Raw genomic sequence first — 15930 nt, forward strand, 5'->3', positions numbered from 1 at the left:
TCACGGGTCCAGCGTTCGGCCGACCGTCAGCGCCATGGCACGGTCGATCGGGATGCGCGCGCGCTGCCGCGAGGCGTCGAGGAAGGCGTAGCCGTCGAGCTGCCGGCCTTCGGCCGCACGCTCGGCAGCGAGGTCGGCGTAGGGGTCGGCCTGAAGGTTCGGTGGCGGGGGAACGAGCCGCGCGGTCTGCTGCGCGGTCAGGCTCGGCAGGGCCTGGCGCTGATCGGTCGAGACCATCGTCTTCAGCCAGATCATCGCTCCGATCACGGCGAGCGCTGTCACCATCAGCCCGGCCATCACGCGGGCCGTGTTGCCGACATGGACGTCGGAGGTTTCGTAGCCCGGCCCGTCCGAGGATCCGGCCTCGCCGGATGCCTTCGCCGTCCCGGGCGAGGAAGGACGGCGGCGCAAGATCGCCAAGCCGGAGATGATCGACGAGACGAAGCCGAACCGGTGCTGCGTGCGCTCGGTGCTCATGCGACCGCGCTCCGCCGGCGCCGGGGCGAGAGAACGGGCATCAGGCGTTGCGCCACTGGCAGCAGGGCCACGGCCAGGCAGCAGACGGCGATCGCGGCGAAGGCGTCGCTCCAGCCGATCACGAAGCGGTCGCGCAGAGCGGGCGTCACGAACCAGAACATCTCGACCGCGTGGAGCGCGAGCACCAGCGCCGCCAAGACCCGCGTCGTCGGGCGCCCCGGCCGAAGCGTCGCCAGCGCGCCGAGCAGGACGACGGCCCCGCCGAGGCTCGCGAACGCACGGCCGAGCCAGCCGCCGCGGGCGAAGTACCACAAGACTTCCTGAGGAAGGTTCGCCGACCAGACGATCAGGAACTGCACGAAGTGCAGGAAGGCCCAGAGGCTCAGCAGGACCACCAGCGGCACAAGCCGGTCCTGCCCGGGGACCGCGCGCCCGCGCCCGATCGGCGTCGGCTCCTCCGGTGCCAGGAGGATCGCCGCGGCCAGGGCCAAGCTGCTCCAGGCCGTCAGCACGAGCACACCTTCGAGGCTGGAGCCGAGCCGATGGTCCAGGGATCCGACGAGGTCGGTGACGGCCAGGGTTCCGACGACGGCATGCAGCGCGACCCCGGAGATCGTGCGTCCGTCGCGGGTTTCGCCCGGGACCACGAACCGCGCGGCGAGCCAGACCCAGGCGGCGAGGTACGCGATCACCCGCAGGGCGAAGAGCGGCACCGTAAACCACAAAGCGGCCAGCGGCGTCGCGGGCGGCGCGTCGGTCCATCGATAGATCTGCCCGATGCCGAATAGGACGGGCACGCCCAGGATCGCTGCCACCGGCATCAGCCCGACGAGGCGACGCAAGGACTTGGAAAGCTCGCCTTCGCCGCGGTCGTGCTCGCGCAGGCCGAACCGCTCGAGCGCGATGGCGATCGGAAGCGCGCCGACCGGCAGGGCGAGTAGCGCGAGCCAAGCCGCCAGGTAGGACGTGGCCGCCCCGCGCCAGCCACCCGCCAGCACGGCGAGGATCGACGCTCCGACGCCGAGGAGCGACGCCGCGACGGGACGGCGCCGTGCGGCCGAGGCGTAAGCGGCCATCATCGCGACGCCTCCAGCTTGGCCCGGTCCTCGGGCGGCAGGCCCGCGACCTCGGTATCCTGGCTCTGTTGCAGGGCGCGGACATAGGCGATGATCGCCCAGCGATCCGCGGAGGGGATCATCTGGCCCATCCCGTACATCGCCCGGTGCCCCTCCGAGATCGCACGATACAGGTCGTCGGCCGACGCCGTGCGCTGGCGTTCGGTGGTGAGCTGACCGGCCGAGGGAAAGCCGCGCGCGACGATGATCCCGCGGCCGTCGCCCGAGGCGCCGTGGCACGGGGTGCAGTAGATGCCGTACCGCTCCCGCCCGCGCGCCAGCAGGGTCTCGGTGATGCTTGCTAGCTGCGCCGCCGGCTTGGCCGGATCGTTCCGCGGCACGGTGCCGGCGACGGGATGGCGCATCGTCATCGCCTGCGGGAAGAAGCCGTTCCTGTCCCAGGTCTTGGCACGCGGCTGCTCGCTCATGTCGGCTTCGCCGCAGGCCGCGAGCGGCGCGAGGGCGAGCAGGGCCAGGAGACGCCTCATCGCGGCACCCGGCGGATGTCGAGCGGGCGGCCGGCTTCCGCGGGCAGGGACGCCAGCTTGCACACGACGCGGTCGGCGTCGAAGCGCTCGCCCTGGGCTTCGGCCGAGAGGAAGTAGCGGTCGTCCGTCGCGCGCAGGAACCCCGGGATGTTGAACGCCGGGTGGTTCAAGCGCGGCAACCGGTTCAGGATCAGCAAGGCAAGGTGGACCGCGATCGTGCCGCTCATCATCGCGAAGGACAGGCTCGGCACCACGAAGGACGGCCACGAGAAGCGCGGACGCCCGCCGATCAGGAACACGTAGTCGTAGGCCGTCGCGTAGACGCACATCCCGAAGAAGGCGGCGCCGCCCGCGAGCGCGCCGAGGATCGCGTAGGCGCGGATCGAGCGCCCAGCGATCCCGAGGGTGCGGAGCACGCGCGGCATCGGCACGGGGCCGTGCGCGTCCAGGTGGACGTGGGCGTCGTCTCGGCCGGACAGGGCGGCGGCGGCGGCCGCGAGGTCACCTTCCGAGGCGAAGGCGGCGCTGACGCCCCAGAGCGGCGCGTCCTCCGTCCCGTCCCGCTCGCTGGCAAGCGGCCGCGCCTCGGCCTCCTTCACCGCCCTCCGCTCGGCCGCGGCCGCGGCCGGCACGACGGCGAGCGCTAGGCGACGGCTCTCGGTGATCGAGACCGCCGGCAGGTAGCGCAGGAACAGCAGCAGCAGCGTCAGGAACAGGCCGACGGAACCGGCGAAGGTGGCGACGCCCCAGATCGTCTCGCTGTAGGCCAGCCGCGAGGAGGGCAGGAAATCCTGGGCCAGCGTCACCACGAGGACCATGACGTGGTCGGCGTAGGCGCCGATCGCGATCATGACGCCGATCAGCGCGACCGCGAGCGGCGACCGGCGCAGGCGGGCCGACCAGAACGCCTGTGCCGGGATCAGCAGGCACGCGACGACGGTCCAGAAGGCCCAGGCATGGGCGCCCGTCATCCGCCGGATCAGCACGTCGCGTTCCTGCTGGTCGCCGTGCAGGAACGTCGAAAAGAACTCGGTGGCGTAGCAGTACAGGCTGGCGCATCCGAGGCAGAGCATCAGCCGGGCGAGGATCTCGAGGTGCCGTGCCGAGATCAGCCCGTCGAGTCGGTAGACCGAGCGGATCAGCACCACGATCGCGGCGGTGACGCCGACGCCCGAGAACACGGCGTTGACGAGGAAGGTCACCGGCAGGATCGTGTCGTGCCAGCCCGGCATCACCGAGCCCGCGAGCATCACCGAGGCGCCGGTCTGGAGCGAGACCACAAGCAGCACGCCGAGCAGCGCGATGGTGCGGTAGGCCTGCGACCAGAGCTGCCAATGCGCCGCCGATCCGCGCCAGCCCGATGCGACGATCCCGTAGGCCTGCGCCTTCAGGAGCGACCGCTTCCGAGGGCGGCCGTGGGCCTTCTCCTGCGCCAGCGCATCCTCGACGGCGCGGTCGCGCAACGACGCGAGGTCTGGCAGCAACCCGATGTACCAGAGGCTGACGCAGACCACGAGGTAGGACACGATGTCGATCGCGTCCCACAGGAGCGGCGAGCGGAACTGCGGCCACAGGTCGTAGGTGTTCGGATAGGGCAGGTTCCAGAAGAAGAACCACGGCCGGCCGAGATGGATGATCGGGTAGAGGCCGGCGGCGCAGGTGCAGAGCAAGGCGACCGTCTCGGCGACCCGGTTGACGGCGCCGCGCCATTCCGCCCCGAGCAGGAGCAGCACCGCGGAGACGAGGAGGCTGCCGCTGGCGACGCCGATCCACCAATCGTAGCTCGCGATGTCGAGCGCCCAGACGACGGCGTTGTTGTTCCCCCAGATGCCGACGCCCGTCAGGAGCAGGTAGCACAGCACCCCGCCGAACAGGCCGAGCAGGGCGAGCGCGCCGGCGAAGGCGATCCACCAGCGGCGGTTCAACGGATGCGTCAGCGGGACCGAAGCGACGGCGCGGCCGATGCCGTGCAGCGTCGCGTCGGGGCCGATCAGGCCGGTGCCGGATGGTGGCTGGAGCGTGGCTCCCGACATGGCGTCAGCCCTCCTTCGCCGGCGGCGCGAGGCTCGCGAGGTAGGTCGTCCGCGGGCGCGTGTTCAGCTCGCCGAGCAGGGCGTAGTTGCGGCCGTCCGCTCGCGCCGCGGCGATCCGGCTGCCGGGGTCCGAGAGGTTTCCGAAGGTGATGGCGCGGGTGGGGCAGGCGCCCTGGCAGGCGGTCTCGACGGCACCGTCCGGGATCGACGCGTGCGCGTCCTTGGCCGACTCGATGCGGGCCGCGGCGATGCGCTGGACGCAGTAGGTGCACTTCTCCATCACGCCGCGGGCGCGCACCGTCACGTCGGGATTGCGCTGCTGCTGCGCCACCACCGGCATGTCGCCGGTATAATCGAGATAGTTGAAGCGCCGGACCTTGTACGGGCAATAGCTCTGGCACGTCCGCGTGCCGACGCAGCGATTGTAGACCTGCAGGTTCAGGCCCTCGCTGTCGTGCAGCGTTGCCTCCACCGGGCAGCCGACCTCGCAGGGTGCGTTCTCGCAATGCATGCACGGCACGGGCTGGAAATGGGTCTCGGGCGCATCGAGCGCGCCGGAGAAGTAGCGGTCCACCCGCAGCCAGCCCATCCATCGGCCGCGCTCGACCTCCTCGCGCCCGACGACCGGGATGTTGTTCTCGGATTGGCAGGCGGTGATGCAGGCGTTGCAGCCGATGCAGGAATCGAGGTCGATCGCCATGGCCCAGGCGGCCTCCGCGCCGCGTTCTGCGGCTGCGGGCTTCGGGTAGAACGAGGCCAGCTCGTAGGCCTTGGCATCGCCGACCGGCTTCGCGCCCTGGTGCTGGACGCGGACGAGATCCATCCCCTCCATCGTGCCGAGATCTTGGGTGGTCGCGGGCATCCGGCGCTGGCCGGTCGCGGCGAGCGTCGCGCCCTCCAGCAGCCATGGGTCCATCGCCGGCCGCAGCACGTTGGCGGCGTATCCCAGGCCCTTCGCGAGGTGGTCGGGCACGTTGCGCCCGTAGCCGAGCCCGAGGCTGACCGTGTTCTCCGCCTGCCCGGGCGTGATCCAGACCGGACCTTCGATCGCGCGCCCAGCCGCGGCGATGCGCACGATGTCGCCGTTGGCGAGCCCGCGTCGCTCGGCGAGCTTCGGGCTGACACCGACGACGTTTTCCCAAACGATCTTCGTCAGGGGCTTGGGCAGTTCCTGCAGCCAGCCGAGATCGGCCAGCGTCCCGTCCCAGATGGTGGGGTCGGGGCGGAACACCACCTCGATGGTCTCCTGCGGCGCTTCCGGAGGCTTCGCCGGCGCCGAGGCGGCCTCGGTCAGCACCGTCGTCTCGGGCTTGGCCGCGCTGTCGGGCAGGAAGCCGCTGCGCAGGGCCTCCTCGAAGCGGGCCTGGAACGTGGCGTCGGTCTCGGATTCGCCGCGCATCCGCTGCTTCAGCAGATCGAGGCCGTTGCCGATCGTGCCGCGGTCGAGGAATCCCAACAGCTCGTTGGCGGCGCGGCCGTTGTAGAGCGGCGCGACGGTCGGCTGGATCAGGCCGACGGTGCCGTCGAGGGAGCGGGCATCGCCCCAGGATTCGAGCGGATGCGCCAGCGGCAGGTGCCAATCGGAATGGGCCGCGGTCTCGTCGTAGTAGAGGCCGGCATGGATCTTCAGCGGCACGCGCTCCATGGCCTGCGCGAAGTCGAGGGCGCCCGGCGCCTCGTAGACCGGGTTCACGCCGAGCACGATCAAGGTCTCGACCGAGCCCTCCGCCATGGCGGTGCTGAGGTCGCGGAGCGTCCCGGCGCCGATCGCCTGGGCCGGTGCGGTATGCCGCACCGTCGTGCCGGCGTTGCCCAAGGCGCCGTTGAGCCGGTGGACGAGCGCATGCAACGCCGGCGAGCCGCTGAGCCCGGTGGTGACGAGGCCGGCGCCGCGGGCCGCGTTCAGCGCAGCGGATGCACGCTCGAGCCAAGCCGCCGACGCGTCGTCGGCGGAGGATGCCGTTCCGCCCTCGGCGAGGCTCAGCAGGTCCCGCGCCAGGGCTTCCATCCGCGTGGCGGCGACCGCGATCCCGTAGTCCGCCTTGGCGCTGGTCAGCGTCGGCGTCGCCGCGGCGGCGTGGAGGGTGAGGAGGTTGCCGGCCGCGTAGGATGCCTTTCGCGCGTCGCTCCAGCGCCGCGCCAGCCCGACCTGCCCGGGGCCGAGGTCGAGCATGTCCCCGTCGAGGGACACGATGGTTCGCGCCTTGGCGAACTCGGGAAGCGTCTCGACCGGCCGGCCGAAGGCGCGCCGGGCTCCTTCATAGAGGCCGTCGCGCGCGACGCCTGCGCTGACGTACCAGCGCATCGCCGGATAGGTCTTCCGCATCCGCGCGATCTCGGCCTCGAGCGACGGCGAGGTCACCGGTCCGGTGAGCAGGGCGAGGCCTTCGCCGCCCTTCGCCTGCCAGGCCGGCATCTGCGCCAGCATCGCGCCCTGGAAGGCGGCCCACGAACTCGGCCGCCCGATATGCTGCACCGCCTGCGAGCGGAACGGATCGTAGAGGCCGAGCACCGAGGCCTGCGCCAGCACGTCGGTGCCGCCCAGGCTCCAGGGATGGTCGGGGTTGCCCTCGATCTTCAGCGGGCGGCCGTTCCGGGTGGTGACGAGGATGCCGTTGGCGAACCCGTCGAGCAGCGCCGACGAGGCGTAGCTGAGCGGCGCGCCGGGCAGGACCCGTTCGGGCGCGTTGACGTAGGGCAGCTCGTAGTGCCGCCCGTCGCTCGAGTCGCAGGCGGACAATCCGGCAAGCGCGAACGAGGCGGCCATCAGCTTCAGGAAGCCGCGCCGCTCCGGCGAGGCCGCGAGCCGCGCCGCGGCGGGAAACTCGGCCTCCAGGTAGCTTCGGAACTCGGGCGTGTCGGCGACCGCGTCGAGGCTGCGCCAGAAGGCCGGCCCGTCGCCGGACGCCAGGCGCGCGCGGATCGCGCCGATGTCGTGATGCCCGGTCATGTGCGGTCCGTCCCCATCAGCGATGACAGATCGCGCATTCGGTGAGGCGCTCGCCCCCCCGGATGTGGTTCTTGGCGACGAGCTCGGGCCCGAGGGTCGCCTGATTCTCAGGCGGCTTCCACGTCATGTTCCAGACCTGCTCCTGCGGGCGGACGTACTTCGCCGGATCGCGGTGGCAGTCGAGGCAGAACTGCATCTCGAAGGCGTTGGCGCGGTAGGTCATCTGCATGCTGGTCACGTCGCCGTGGCAGGTCGAGCAGCCGATCCCCTTCGTCACATGGACCGAGTGGTTGTAGTAGACGTAGCTTGGCAGCTTGTTCAGGCGTACCCATTGAAGCGGCTCGTCGCGCGCGAAGCTGTCGCGCACCGGCTTCAGCATGTCGGACCCGGTCCAGATCTGCGAATGGCAGGTCATGCAGGTGTGGGTCGGCGGAATGCCGGCGGTCGCCTGGGTCTCCACCGTCGTGTGGCAGTAGCGGCAGTCGACCCCGAGCTCGCCGGAATGATGCTTGTGGCTGAACGGCACCGGCTGGGCCGGGGCGACCCCGACGCCGGTGACGTAATCCGAGCGCACGATCCCCGCCGCGACGATCGGGATGCCGGCAAGGCACGCCACGCCGGTGAGCAGGGCGAGCCGGTAGATCGCGTCGGCGCCCGGCGAGAACAGCTGCGCCATCAGGCGATGGCCCGCGGGCGCCGAGACCGCCGCATGTCGTCGGTGGAGAGCGTCACCAAGATGTTCGACCCTGCCTCGCCATGCCCGCAGCCCGGTCCCGCAAGGTTGACCCGGTCTGCACCGTCAAAGCAATGCGACGGAGGTTCGCTCTTGCCCGGCCGATGCCACGCGCTATGGAAGAATTCCAAGCTGAGCGACAGGGGGCGATTGGCCGCGTTGTCCGCCGGCGAGCGCGGCGTGCGGTGGCGCGCTTTTCGCGGGACCGAAGAGCGCTTATGCGCTGGGAGGCGGCGTGCGATCCGGCGGCCGCCCGGGACCGGCCGATGCGAAAGCCTTCGATCACGTGAGCGGCCATGGAGCCTGATCCGATCGTTCTCGCCTGGCGCGCGGCGCGCGGGCGCCACCTCGCCGCGGTCGCGCTGGCGCTCGGCCTCGGCGGCCCGCTCTGCATCCTCGCCCTGCTCTGCCTGCGCGACCTCGTCCACACCCTGGGCCACGACGAGGCGACGGCACTGGTCTTCCTGCGCGTCGCCATCGCCCGCACGGCCGACGACCTCGTCCTGGTTCCGGGCTGGAGCCTGGCGCCGCTCGACCTCGAACGCGCGGCCTTCTTCGGTCTCTCCGCCTGCGCGTTGGCGCTCGCCGGCCTCGGGTGGTTCGTCGCCGCCCTGAGCTTCTCGGCCCAGAGCCGTGCGGTCCTGCGCATGCGCGAGGCCGCGACCGCGGCGATCCTCGATGCGCCGCCGGGTGCCCGCGAGGAGGCGCGCGGCCTCGCCGGCCTCCTCGGGCAGGCGCTCGGCCGGGTCGACGGCCTGCTCGCCATCGGCATCCTCGTGCCGGCGATGGCGCTCGGCGCGATCCTCGTCGCCCTGGGCTTCGCCGCCCTGGCCGCCCCGCGGCTGGTGCCCGCCGCGGCGGTCGGCCTGTTCGCGGCCGCGATGGCGCGCGAGCTGATTCTTCGCCGCTCGGCCTCGCGGAGCGCTCTGCGCCTGCGCTCGAGCGCGCTTGCGGAGCGGACGCTCGGGGATCTGGTCCGACGGATGCCGGCGGTGCGGATCCACGGCTCGGCGACCCTGGAGCGCGCGCGCATCGCCGAGAAGGCCGCGGCCACCCGCGCGGCGCTGTCGAGCGCCGAGGCGAAGCTCGCCTATGCCCGTGCGCCCTCGCTGGCGCTGGCCATCATCCTGCCGGCGATGGCCGCCGGTGCCGCCCTGTGGCGCGGCGGCGGCAACGGTGCGCCGCCCGCCCGCGACGTCGACCCCGCCGCCCTGGTCGCGGCGGCCGGCGCCTTCGCGGTCGCGGCGATCCTGATCGCCTTAACGCTCAACCTCTCGCGCCTGCGCGAGGGGTTGAGGCCGCTCTTCCGCGAGACCGCCCGCACGATCGCAGCCCTGGAGGGGCGACGCGGGCGCAAGGGCGGGCTCGCCGTCCCCCGCGCCGGCGATCTCGCCGCGCGGGGCGTCGGCGCCTACGACGCGGCGACCGGCGAACGGCTCTCGGGAGTCGACCTCACGCTGGCGATGCCCTCGCACGTCGCGATCACAGGCATCCGCGGCAGCGGCGCCCGGGTGCTCGCGGCGATCCTCGCGGGCCAGGTCGCGCCGACGGCGGGCAACGTCACCTATGCCGGGCACGATCTCAGCGCGTTCGACGCCGCGGATCGCGCCCGCCGCATCGCGTTCGCCGCCGGCGAGGCGATCCTGGTCGAGGGGACGCTCCGCGCCAACATCCTCTACGGCGCCGATCCCGCGGCCGCTCCCGACCAGCCCGCCTTCGTCGAGATCCTGCGGATCACCGGGCTCGATGCCTTCGCCTATTCCCGCGGCCTCCTCGCCCGGGTCGATCCGGTCGCCGCCCCCGATTTCGCCAGCGCCTTGGTGGCCGCCCGCGCCACGATGCGGACGATGCTGAAGGCGGAAGGGGCGGAGCGCCTGGTCGAGCCGTTCGATCCCGCCCGCTACAACCATCAGGCCACGGTCGGCGAGAACATCCTGTTCGGCGAGCCCGTGGGCCAGACCTTCGCGCCCAAGCGCCTCGCTCGCCATCCCTACATGCGCGCCGTGCTGGAGGCGGAAGACCTCGTCCGCCCGCTCACCGAGATCGGCCTCGCGGTCGCGCGCAGCACCGTCGAGATCTTCGCCGATCTTCCCAACGACCATCCGCTGTTCGACGCGTTCTCCCTCTTCCCGGCCGACGAGCGCGGCTACTTCGAGGATCTGGTGGTGCGCCAGCCGAATGCGGTCGCGCTGCGTCGCGGCCCGGCGGGCCAGCGCGACCGCGAGCGGCTCATCGGGTTGGCGCTGCGCTACAGCGAAACCCGCCACCGCTTCGGGCTGATCGACGCCGCGTTCGAGGAGCGGCTCGTCGCCGCCCGCCGCTCCTTCGCGCGGATGCTGCCGGCTCACCTCGCCGCCGCGGTCGAGTTCCACGATCCCACGCGGATCAATCCGGCGGCCAGCGTCGAGGAGAACCTGCTGTTCGGCCGCGTCAGCCTCGGAGAGGCCGGGGCGGAGCCGCGGGTGCGGGCGATCGTCCGGCGTGTGCTGACCGAGGAGGGCCTGGAAGCCTCGGTCTATCGGCTCGGCCTCGACAGCCGGGTCGAGCCCGGAAGCGCGGGCACCGGCTCGGTGCTCGGCGAGGGCGCGATCCCGGTCGAGACCCGGATCGCGATCGACCTCGCCCGCTGCTTGATCCGCCAGCCCGACATCGTGGTCGTCGCGATCCTGCTCGACGAGCGCAAGCCCGCCGAGATCGCGGCGCGGATCACCCGCCTGCGCGCGGCCCGGGCCGGCCGCGGCCTCATCGTCTGCGTCCCCGACGCCGCCGACCTCGACGTACTCGACCCGTTCGATGCGGTGATCGCCGTGGAGAACAGCACCGTGGTTCCGGTGCCGGCGAAGCCCGCCCGCGCGCTCGAGCCGGCATGAAGCCATACGGACGCCGTATTGGCCGCACAGGTTCGGGCCGCGTGCCCGTCCCGTGCGCGGCCGCGTCGGCCGCGGCGTCGCGCGACCCTCCCGCCCCGGCCCCGCGATGCCTCCCGCCCACCGTCTGAAAGGTCTGGTTCAGATCGGCTTCGCCGTCGTGCTCGCCCTGCTGTTCGCGGGCGACGCGCCGGCGCAGAACGCCAAGGCCGAGGCGCCGATCCCCGCCGCCACCCTCGCGCTGATGGCGGCCAAGGGCACGAGCCCGCAGGCGCCGGTGCTGTTCCGGGCCTACAAGAAGGATTCCGAAATCGAGGTGTGGAAGAAGGCCGCCGGCGGCCGCTTCGTCTACCTCAAGACCTTCCCGATCTGCCGGTGGTCCGGCCAGCTCGGTCCCAAGCGCAAGAACGGCGACCGGCAGACGCCGGAGGGCTTCTACATGGTGCCGCAGCGCCAGATGAACCCGAACTCGCACTACTACCTGTCCTTCGACGTCGGCTACCCGAACGCCTACGACCGGGCGCATGGCGGCACCGGCTCGGCGGTGATGGTGCACGGCGTGTGCTCGTCGATGGGCTGCTTCGCGATGATGGACCACACCGTCGGTGAGATCTATGCGATCGCCCGCGACGCGCTGAAGGGCGGCCAGGCGGCGTTCCAGTTCCAGGCCTATCCGTTCCGGATGACCGCGGAGAACATGGCGCGCTATCGCACCGATCCAAACATCGGGTTCTGGCGCGAGCTCAAGGCGGGCGCGGACCGGTTCGAGGCGACCGGCGACGAGCTGCAGGTCGGCGTCGAGGGCGGCCGCTACGTCTTCGCGCCGTCGAAGGACCCGGCCAAGGAAGCCGCCGTCGTCACCCGCCGGGCGGCGGAGGAGGCCCGCATCGCCGCCTTCGTCGACGATGGGGCGGCCGCGATCCGCACCAGCTATTCCGACGGCGGCCAACACGCTTTCTGGGCGGCGCTCGCCGCCAAGGGCACGTCGCTCGGCGAGGTCAGCCGCCCCGAGGCGCTGGCCTATGCCGGGTTGGAGACGATCGTCATCCCCGCCCGTCGGCGCGCGCCACCGGTGCCCGAGGTGACCTGGGCCGCCTGGGCGGCGCCGGGCTCGCCCCTGTCCCCGACCCATATGGCCGGCTTCGTGCCGTCCTACGAGCGCGAGGCCGATCGCTTCGACGGCCTCGATTCCCGCTACCGGGACCGGCTTCCGAGGCTCGTCCGGGCAGCCGGCGCCGGCGATCCGACGGTGCCCGTTCGGGTTCCGACCGGTCCGCTCGCCCTCGCCGAACGCCCGTGATCTCCGAAACGCGAGGCGTGGATGGGACTTATCCCATGTGCGGGCTCGCACATCGCAGCGTGCGGCGGCCACCCATCTCAACCCCTGTCAGAGAGCGGCGATGAGAAAACCACCGTCCGCCCACCGCCTCGGTCGCATTGACGGCGAAGCGGAGAACGGTTCCAGATCGAAGGCGATCGGACCATCCGAACGAAAACGACCCGTGATGACGATGTCGAGAAGTCCAGTATCGGACGGCGGTCTCACGCTGCGCTTCTGGGGCGTGCGTGGTTCGACGCCGGTGAGCGGCCCGGAATACGCCGAGTTCGGCGGCAACACCCCGTGCATGGAGGTGCGCTGCGGCGAGCGCCTGTTCGTCGTCGATGCCGGCTCCGGCCTCTACGCGTGCGGCCAGCACAACCGGCAGGACCTGCCGAAGGACGTCGATCTTCTCTTCAGCCATCTCCATCTCGACCACACCGGCGGACTGCCATTCTTCAAGCCGGCGGTGTTCGATCCCGAGCGGACCGTCCACACCTGGTGCGGGAACCTCGGCGGGCAGTCGGCCGAGGACACGCTCGGTCGGTTATACGCGCCGCCGCTCTTCCCGGTTACACTCGACGTCCTGCCCTGCACGCTCAAGCATCACGGCTTCCGCGCCGGCGAGACCCTGACCTTCTCCGACGGCGCGACCGTCGACACGATCCTGCTCAACCATCCCCAGGGCTCTGTCGGCTATCGGTTCGAGCATGACGGGAAACGGCTCTGCATCATCAGCGACATCGAGCACACCGATCCCTGGCCGGACGCCGCCCTGATGCGCTTCGTCGAGGATGCCGACCTGATCGTCTACGACGGCATGTTCACCGACTGCGAATACCCGACCTGCCGCGGCTGGGGCCACTCGACCTGGCAGAAGGGCGTCGAGCTGGCGCAGGCCGCCGGCGTGAAGGCGCTGGCGATCATCCACCTGCATCCATGCCACTCCGACGCGACCCTGCGCGCGGTCGAGGCGGACATGCAGGCGATCATGCCGACGGCCTACATCGCCCGCGAGCGCCAGCGCGTCGAGGTCGGCGCGACGCCGGCGCTACGTCGCGAGCCGCTGATCCGCATCGCCTGACACCGTCACGGCTCACGCCACCGGGCGTCGGCGCCCGCGCATCAGGTAGGCGAAGAAGCCGAACAGCGCGACGCTGATGATCACGCCGCTCCAGCCGAAATTGGTGAGCACCTGCCCGTCGATCGGATGGCCGATCCGGCCGAGCGCCACGAGCAGGCCGAGCGCCGCGATGACGGCCGAGACGAGCATTCCGAGGATCATGGCAGGTCCGGCGTAGTGGTCCAGGATGGCGGCCGTCGCCGCGCGACGGCTTCACTTGCCAGAATGCTTACCCGTGGTTGCCGTTCCGGCGCGCCCGTTCACGGAGGCGTGCGCTGCGGGGCGGTTCACCGGTCGCGGCTCGCAGCCAGTGCGCCCGCGACGAGCGGCGCGAGGATCGCGTCCGCCGCGCGGGTGATCGCGGGGCCGGCCGCGGACGGGCTTCCGGCATCGAAGGGCGGGCGCGGAGCGTATTCCGCCACGAGCTGGCTGGTGCGGGCATAGGCCTCGCCGCGGAGCTTGGCCGCGAGCGCCAGGGCGAAATCGAGCCCGGCCGAGATGCCGGCCGCGGTGACGCGGTTGCGATCGAACACCACGCGTTCGTCGACCGGCACCGCGCCGAGCAGCGGCAGCACGGCGTCGCGCACGCACCAGTGCGAGGTCGCGCGGTACCCCGAGAGCAATCCCGCTGCTCCGAGGATCAGCGACCCGGTGCAGACGCTGGCGACCCAGGCGGCCCGGTCGGCGCGATCGCGCAGGAAGGCGAGGGTCGCGGCGTCGCGCATCTGGTCGGGCGTGCCGTCCCCGCCGGGAACGAACAGCACGTCGAGGTCGCGCGGGCAGGTCTCGAAGTCGGCGGTGGCGAGGAGGGCGAGCCCGGTGTCGCTCGCCACGGGACCTGCCGCCCGTGCCACGAGATGCAGGTTTCCCGGCGCGAGGCCCGCGAGGATCTCCTGCGGCCCGACGACGTCGAGCGCCGTCATGCCCGGAAACAGCAGCATGGCGATCCGCACCGGGCGACCATCCGGGATCGCCGCAGGTTCGGGTGCGGTGCTTGCCGCCGATCCTCCGACGAGGCCGGTGCAGGCCAGGGCTGTGGCGACGAAGGCGCGGCGATCCACGAAACGGCTCCGGTGTCGGCGACGCCTGCGGCGCATCGCGACCATATGGGGTATTCGGCTCGGAAGGCGCGGTCGGGCTCGCCGATATGGGCTCGCGAGCGTCTTCGGCCCCGGTCGGGGTGTTCGCAGCGCCGACGGCCGCCTATGACGAGAGCACCCATCCCGGCCGTTCGCGGCCGGATCGTCACCGCGGGGCCTTCGCATCGTGAACGTCTATTCCAGCCTCGAACGCCGCTTCGCCCGCCTCGACGCGATCGGCGCCGCCGCCGGCATCCTCGGCTGGGACTCACAGACCCTGATGCCGGACGGTGCCGCCGACGGCCGCGCCGACCAGCTCGCGGTCCTGCGCGGCATCGCCCACGAGATCCTGACGGCGCCCGAGACCGCCGACGCGCTGTCGGCTGCCGACGAGACCGCCCTCGACCCGTGGCGGGCTGCGAACCTCGCCGAGATGCGCCGCCTCCACGCCCATGCCGCGGCGGTGCCGGGCGACCTCGTCGAGGCGAGCTCGCGGGCGATCTCGAAGGCGGAGATGGTCTGGCGCGAGGCCCGCGCGCAGTCGGATTTCGGGATGCTGCTGCCGCACTTGGCCGAGGTGCTGCGACTCCAGCGCGAGATCGGGGCGATCAAGGGGGCGGCCCTCGGGCTCGGCACCTACGACGCGCTGCTCGACGAGTACGATCCGGGCATGCGGCGCGCGACCATCGATCCGCTCTTCGGCGATCTGCGCACCCGGCTTCCCGGGCTGGTGGCCGAGGCACGCGAGCGGCAGGCGCGCGAGCCCGCGCCGCTGCCGCTCGACGGCCCGTTCCCGGTTGAGGCGCAGCGGCGGATCGGGCTGGCCTTGATGCGTGCGCTCGGCTTCGACTTCGCGCGCGGGCGCCTCGACATCAGCCTGCACCCGTTCTGCGGGGGCGCCACCGACGACGTGCGGATCACCACGCGCTACGACGCCGCCGATTTCGGGCGTGTGCTGATGGGGGTGCTGCACGAGACCGGGCACGCGCTCTACGAGCAGGGCCGCCCGGCCGCGTGGCGCAACCAGCCCGTCGGCAAGGCCCGCGGCATGAGCCTGCACGAGAGCCAATCGCTCATCGTCGAGATGCAGGCCTGCCGCAGCCGAGAATTCTTCGCGTTCCTGGCGCCCCTGGTCCGTACGGAATTCGGGCGCGACGGAGCCGCCTTCACGCCCGAGAACCTTCACCGCCTGCACACCCGGGTCGAGCCCGGCTTCATCCGGGTCGACGCCGACGAGGCGACCTACCCGGCGCACGTCCTGCTCCGCTACGACCTCGAATCGGCCCTCATCGCCGGCGACCTCGCAGTGGCCGACCTGCCGGGCGCGTTCAACGACGGCATGCGCAACCTGCTCGGGCTCGAAGTTCCGAACGACCGCCTCGGCTGCCTGCAGGACATCCACTGGCCGAGCGGCGCCTGGGGCTACTTCCCGACCTACACGCTCGGCGCGATGGCCGCCGCCCAGCTCTTCGCCGCGGCCAAGCGCGACGAGCCGGGGATCCTGCCGGGCCTCGCGACGGGCGATTTCGCGCCGCTGCGCGGCTGGCTGCGCCGCCACGTCCACGAGCAAGGCAGCCGCCTGCCCACCGATGCGCTGCTCGAGCAGGCGACCGTCCGCCCGCTCGGAACCGAGGCCTACCTCGCCCACCTCGAAACGCGCTACGGATCGGCTAGAGCATTTTCAAGTGAAGTGGATCCCGGCTCGCGTGAAGGAAACGCGATCTCACAATAAGATAGAGCAATGCCC

The 15930-nt window shown here is 71.8% G+C and carries 12 protein-coding genes; 4 read left to right on the forward strand and 8 right to left on the reverse strand.

The features are described from left to right. Genes MKK68_RS08560 through MKK68_RS08585 form a run of 6 tightly spaced genes read right to left on the reverse strand, consistent with a single transcriptional unit; the run spans nt 1 to nt 7739 of the window. Complete coding sequence (locus tag MKK68_RS08560) at nt 1–477, reverse strand: hypothetical protein (RefSeq protein ID WP_147726021.1); 477 nt, start codon at nt 475–477, stop codon at nt 1–3. Beyond that, the gene (locus tag MKK68_RS08565; RefSeq protein ID WP_244029840.1) at nt 474–1556 is read right to left on the reverse strand and encodes a hypothetical protein; all 1083 of its coding nucleotides are present in this window, start codon (nt 1554–1556) and stop codon (nt 474–476) included. Before MKK68_RS08565 ends, MKK68_RS08560 begins: the two co-directional genes overlap by 4 nt. Beyond that, nucleotides 1553–2080, reverse strand: a complete 528-nt coding sequence (locus MKK68_RS08570; protein ID WP_244029843.1) for a c-type cytochrome — start codon at nt 2078–2080, stop codon at nt 1553–1555. Before MKK68_RS08570 ends, MKK68_RS08565 begins: the two co-directional genes overlap by 4 nt. Then, nucleotides 2077–4113 carry a quinol:electron acceptor oxidoreductase subunit ActD gene (locus tag MKK68_RS08575; protein ID WP_244029845.1) on the reverse strand — a complete coding sequence of 679 codons (2037 nt, stop codon included), beginning with the start codon at nt 4111–4113 and terminating at the stop codon, nt 2077–2079. The genes MKK68_RS08570 and MKK68_RS08575 overlap by 4 nt, the downstream gene beginning before the upstream one ends. Nucleotides 4114–4117: 4 nt before the next feature. After that, the gene (locus MKK68_RS08580; protein ID WP_244029847.1) at nt 4118–7063 is read right to left on the reverse strand and encodes a TAT-variant-translocated molybdopterin oxidoreductase; all 2946 of its coding nucleotides are present in this window, start codon (nt 7061–7063) and stop codon (nt 4118–4120) included. Nucleotides 7064–7079: 16 nt separating this feature from the next. Continuing rightward, a complete protein-coding gene (locus tag MKK68_RS08585; protein ID WP_243933085.1) occupies nt 7080–7739 on the reverse strand; it encodes a cytochrome c3 family protein in 660 nt (219 codons plus the stop codon). A gap of 353 nt (nt 7740–8092) precedes the next feature. Here MKK68_RS08585 and MKK68_RS08590 point away from each other — a divergent pair, with 353 nt between their 5' ends. From MKK68_RS08590 to MKK68_RS08600, 3 genes are all read left to right on the forward strand, one after another. After that, nucleotides 8093–10666: an ATP-binding cassette domain-containing protein gene (locus tag MKK68_RS08590; RefSeq protein ID WP_244029850.1), complete on the forward strand. Its 2574-nt coding sequence runs from the start codon at nt 8093–8095 to the stop codon at nt 10664–10666. Nucleotides 10667–10772: 106 nt separating this feature from the next. Then, entirely contained in the window at nt 10773–11963 is a 1191-nt protein-coding gene (locus tag MKK68_RS08595; RefSeq protein ID WP_244029852.1) for a murein L,D-transpeptidase family protein, read from the forward strand. Between the two features lie 205 nt (nt 11964–12168). Then, on the forward strand, nt 12169–13065 hold the full coding sequence (locus MKK68_RS08600) for an MBL fold metallo-hydrolase (protein WP_243946468.1): 897 nt from the start codon (nt 12169–12171) through the stop codon (nt 13063–13065). Nucleotides 13066–13077: 12 nt separating this feature from the next. Here MKK68_RS08600 and MKK68_RS08605 read toward each other — a convergent pair whose 3' ends face one another. Both MKK68_RS08605 and MKK68_RS08610 read right to left on the reverse strand, forming a co-directional pair. Then, complete coding sequence (locus MKK68_RS08605; RefSeq protein ID WP_244029853.1) at nt 13078–13266, reverse strand: hypothetical protein; 189 nt, start codon at nt 13264–13266, stop codon at nt 13078–13080. A gap of 125 nt (nt 13267–13391) precedes the next feature. Continuing rightward, nucleotides 13392–14045, reverse strand: a complete 654-nt coding sequence (locus MKK68_RS08610; RefSeq protein WP_244029932.1) for a DJ-1/PfpI family protein — start codon at nt 14043–14045, stop codon at nt 13392–13394. 325 nt (nt 14046–14370) lie between these two features. Here MKK68_RS08610 and MKK68_RS08615 point away from each other — a divergent pair, with 325 nt between their 5' ends. Next, nucleotides 14371–15915, forward strand: a complete 1545-nt coding sequence (locus MKK68_RS08615) for a carboxypeptidase M32 (RefSeq protein ID WP_244029854.1) — start codon at nt 14371–14373, stop codon at nt 15913–15915. Nucleotides 15916–15930: the final 15 nt, after the last annotated feature.

It is taken from the genome of Methylobacterium sp. E-016, from assembly GCF_022829745.1.
Taxonomy (GTDB): domain Bacteria; phylum Pseudomonadota; class Alphaproteobacteria; order Rhizobiales; family Beijerinckiaceae; genus Methylobacterium.

Coding starts and splice junctions, on each gene's coding strand:
- MKK68_RS08560 (WP_147726021.1), bottom strand. CDS start 477: ATGAGCACCGAGCGCACGCAGCACCGGTTCGGCTTCGTCTCGTCGATC.
- MKK68_RS08565 (WP_244029840.1), bottom strand. CDS start 1,556: ATGATGGCCGCTTACGCCTCGGCCGCACGGCGCCGTCCCGTCGCGGCG.
- MKK68_RS08570 (WP_244029843.1), bottom strand. CDS start 2,080: ATGAGGCGTCTCCTGGCCCTGCTCGCCCTCGCGCCGCTCGCGGCCTGC.
- MKK68_RS08575 (WP_244029845.1), bottom strand. CDS start 4,113: ATGTCGGGAGCCACGCTCCAGCCACCATCCGGCACCGGCCTGATCGGC.
- MKK68_RS08580 (WP_244029847.1), bottom strand. CDS start 7,063: ATGACCGGGCATCACGACATCGGCGCGATCCGCGCGCGCCTGGCGTCC.
- MKK68_RS08585 (WP_243933085.1), bottom strand. CDS start 7,739: ATGGCGCAGCTGTTCTCGCCGGGCGCCGACGCGATCTACCGGCTCGCC.
- MKK68_RS08590 (WP_244029850.1), top strand. CDS start 8,093: ATGGAGCCTGATCCGATCGTTCTCGCCTGGCGCGCGGCGCGCGGGCGC.
- MKK68_RS08595 (WP_244029852.1), top strand. CDS start 10,773: ATGCCTCCCGCCCACCGTCTGAAAGGTCTGGTTCAGATCGGCTTCGCC.
- MKK68_RS08600 (WP_243946468.1), top strand. CDS start 12,169: ATGACGATGTCGAGAAGTCCAGTATCGGACGGCGGTCTCACGCTGCGC.
- MKK68_RS08605 (WP_244029853.1), bottom strand. CDS start 13,266: ATGATCCTCGGAATGCTCGTCTCGGCCGTCATCGCGGCGCTCGGCCTG.
- MKK68_RS08610 (WP_244029932.1), bottom strand. CDS start 14,045: ATGCTGCTGTTTCCGGGCATGACGGCGCTCGACGTCGTCGGGCCGCAG.